Origin of the sequence: Mesorhizobium sp. M2A.F.Ca.ET.067.02.1.1, assembly GCF_004023285.1 — a bacterium.
Taxonomy (GTDB): domain Bacteria; phylum Pseudomonadota; class Alphaproteobacteria; order Rhizobiales; family Rhizobiaceae; genus Mesorhizobium.
In genome coordinates this window covers 1-3,085 of the sequence record NZ_RZSB01000722.1, presented here as the reverse complement: position 1 = coordinate 3,085, position 3,085 = coordinate 1, and the positions used below count along the sequence as shown (strand labels likewise).

The 3,085-nt window shown below is 63.1% G+C and carries 4 protein-coding genes; all 4 read right to left on the bottom strand.

The window, feature by feature from the left end; genetic code table 11:
- Nucleotides 1-33: 33 nt before the first annotated feature.
- Nucleotides 34-654, bottom strand: a complete 621-nt coding sequence (locus EOA28_RS30705; RefSeq protein WP_042643163.1) for an NADH-quinone oxidoreductase subunit J — start codon at nucleotides 652-654, stop codon at nucleotides 34-36.
- A 230-nt stretch (nucleotides 655-884) separates the two neighbouring features.
- A complete protein-coding gene (nuoI, locus tag EOA28_RS30700) occupies nucleotides 885-1,376 on the bottom strand; it encodes an NADH-quinone oxidoreductase subunit NuoI (protein WP_042643165.1) in 492 nt (163 codons plus the stop codon).
- Nucleotides 1,376-2,419 carry an NADH-quinone oxidoreductase subunit NuoH gene (gene nuoH / locus EOA28_RS30695; protein WP_127251985.1) on the bottom strand — a complete coding sequence of 348 codons (1,044 nt, stop codon included), beginning with the start codon at nucleotides 2,417-2,419 and terminating at the stop codon, nucleotides 1,376-1,378. Before nuoH ends, nuoI begins: the two co-directional genes overlap by 1 nt.
- A gap of 2 nt (nucleotides 2,420-2,421) precedes the next feature.
- Nucleotides 2,422-3,085: molybdopterin-dependent oxidoreductase (locus EOA28_RS30690; protein ID WP_148670955.1), on the bottom strand; the 664-nt coding region annotated here is incomplete at its 5' end.

Sequence of the window (3,085 nt, the reverse complement as noted above, 5' to 3'; positions counted from 1 at the left end):
ACGGTCAGGTAATGTGCAATGCCGACGACCATCTCAGATGCCCTCGCCCGTTTTGACCTTGCGGATTTCCATGCCTGTCGCCGGCGTGCGACCGACCTGCGCGGCGATCGACTGCCGCTTGACGCCCGGCTTGTGGCGCAGCGTCAGCACGATGGCGCCGATCATGGCGACCAGCAGCACCAGGCCGGAAATCTGGAAATAATAGAGGTAGTCCGTGTAGAGGATGTCGCCGAGCGCCGCCGTGTTGGAGCGCGTGGCGAGATCCGGCGTCGCCTTGGCGACCGTCGAGGCCAGCTGCGGCGCGAATGTGTAGCCGCCGAGCACGATGATCAACTCCGCCGCCAGGATCAGCCCGACCAGCGCGCCGATCGGCGCATATTGCAGGGCGCCCTGCTTCATCTCGGCGAAGTCGACGTCGAGCATCATGACGACGAACAGGAACAGCACCATCACCGCGCCGACATAGACGACGAGCAGGATCATCGCCAGGAACTCGGCGCCGGTCAGCATGAACAGGCCGGCTGCGTTGAAGAAGGTGAGGATCAGGAAGAGCACCGAATGCACGGGGTTGCGCGACGAAATGACCATGAAGGCCGACGCCACGGCGATAAAGGCGAAGAGGTAGAAAAAGGCCGCCTCTAGTCCACTCAGCATGGGTTCCCCCGGGTTCCAAATTTCGACTCCGACCCGCCTCCGGTTCGAAACCGCGTGTTCCTTAGACGGACGACGTTGCGCCGTCCACTTTCTTGTTCCTTCTCCCTGTTTACGGGGAGAAGGTGGCCCGAAGGGCCGGATGAGGGGTAACGCCAAGTTTCCAGAAGCTGGCGCCGCCCCTCATCTGCCTGCCGGCATCTTCTCCCCGTGAACGGGCAGAAGCACGCTAATCACCTATACGGCGAGTCCAGCGCGATGTTGCGCGCCAACTCCCGCTCCCAGCGATCGCCGTTCGCGAGCAGCTTTTCCTTGTTGTAGTAAAGCTCCTCGCGCGTCTCGGTCGCGAATTCGAAATTCGGCCCCTCGACGATGGCGTCGACCGGGCAGGCCTCCTGGCAGAAGCCGCAATAGATGCACTTCACCATGTCGATATCGTAGCGCACGGTGCGGCGCGTGCCGTCATTGCGGCGCGGGCCGGCCTCGATGGTGATCGCCTGCGCCGGGCAGATCGCCTCGCACAGCTTGCAGGCAATGCAGCGTTCCTCGCCGTTCGGATAACGGCGCAACGCATGTTCGCCGCGGAAGCGCGGGCTGGTCGGCCCCTTCTCATGCGGATAGTTGATCGTCTCCTTCGGCGCGAAGAACTGGCGCATCGACAGGAAGAAGGCGCTGACGAAATCCTTCAGCAGCAGCGATTTTGCGGCCTGGGCCAGAGCGGACATCACGCAAACCCCGTGATCTTGAGGAAGGCCGCGGTGGCGACGACCATGAACAGCGAGATCGGCAGGAAGACTTTCCAGCCCAGCCGCATCAGCTGGTCGTAGCGGTAGCGCGGCACGAAAGCCTTCACCATCGAGAACATGAAGAACGTCAGGCAGATCTTCAGCACGAACCAGATCACACCCGGTATCCAGGTGAAGGGCGCGAAATTGAACGGCGGCAGCCAGCCGCCGAGGAACAGGATGGTCGCCAGTGCGCACATCAGGACGACGGCGACATACTCGCCGAGGAAGAAGAGCAGGAACGGCGTCGACGAATATTCAACCATGTGGCCGGCGACGAGTTCCGATTCCGCCTCCACAAGGTCGAAAGGCGGGCGGTTGGTCTCGGCGAGCGCCGAGATGAAGAACACCACAAACATCGGCAGCAGCGACAGCCAATGCCAGTCGAGGAAGGTATTGGGCAAGCCGAGCTTGGTGCCGAGCCCATCCTGCTGCGACATGACGATGTCGGAGAGGTTGAGCGAGCCGACGCAGAGCAGCACGGTGACGATGACGAAGCCGATCGAGACTTCGTAGGACACCATCTGCGCGGCCGAGCGCAGCGCGCCGAGGAACGGGTATTTCGAGTTGGACGCCCAACCGCCCATGATCACGCCATAGACCTCGAGCGAGGAGATGGCGAAGACATAGAGGATGCCGACATTGATGTTGGCGATCGCCCAGCCGTCATTGACCGGAATGACCGCCCAGGCCGAGATCGCCAGTACCGCCGACACCAGCGGCGCCAGAAGGAACACGCCTTTGTTGGCGCCCGACGGGATCACCGGCTCCTTGAAGACGAATTTCAAAAGGTCGGCGAAGGCCTGCAGCGTACCCCACGGACCGACGACGTTCGGGCCGCGACGCAATTGCACCGCCGCCCATATCTTGCGGTCGGCATAGAGCAGGTAGGCGACGCCGATCAAAAGCACGACGATCAGCACGACCGACTTCAGAAGGATCAGCAGCGCCGGCAGCACGTAAATCGAGAGGAAAGTGTCCATGCTTATTCCGCCGCCTGCTTGAAGCCGCTCTTGGCCAGCGCCGAGCATTCAGCCATCACGGCCGACGCCCGCGCGATCGGGTTGGTCAGGTAGAAGTCCTTCACCGACGAGGTGAAGGTGCCCTTGTTCAAACGGCCGCCGAGCTTCGCCACCTTGGCAATATCGTCGCCGCTGCCGGCCCGCACCTGATCGATGCGGGCGAGATGCGGGAATTCGCCATAGAGCTTGGCGCGCAGCTGCGCCAGCGAATCGAAGGGCAGCTTCTTGCCGAGCACATCCGACAGCGCCCTGAGAATCGCCCAGTCCTCGCGCGCCTCGCCCGGAGCGAAACCGGCGCGATTGGTCTGCTGCACACGGCCTTCCGTGTTCACATAGGTGCCGGACTTTTCGGTGTAGGCGGCGGCCGGCAGGATGACGTTGGCGCGATGCGCGCCTGCATCGCCATGCGTGCCGATATAGACGACGAAGGCGCCGCCCGTCTTGGCCATGTCGATTTCGTCGGCGCCGAGCAGGAAGAGCACGTCGGTGTCGCCCAGCATGCCGGCGACGTTCTTGCCGCCCTCCCCCGGCACAAAGCCGACATCGAGGCCGCCGACGCGCGCAGCGGCGCTGTGCAGCACCGCAAAACCGTTCCATTCGGCCGTGACCGCGTTGACGGCGGTCGCG

Excerpts from the sequence above, each read along its gene's own strand:
- EOA28_RS30705 (WP_042643163.1), bottom strand. The coding sequence starts at position 654 with ATGCTGAGTGGACTAGAGGCGGCCTTTTTCTACCTCTTCGCCTTTATC.
- nuoI (WP_042643165.1), bottom strand. The coding sequence starts at position 1,376 with ATGTCCGCTCTGGCCCAGGCCGCAAAATCGCTGCTGCTGAAGGATTTC.
- nuoH (WP_127251985.1), bottom strand. The coding sequence starts at position 2,419 with ATGGACACTTTCCTCTCGATTTACGTGCTGCCGGCGCTGCTGATCCTT.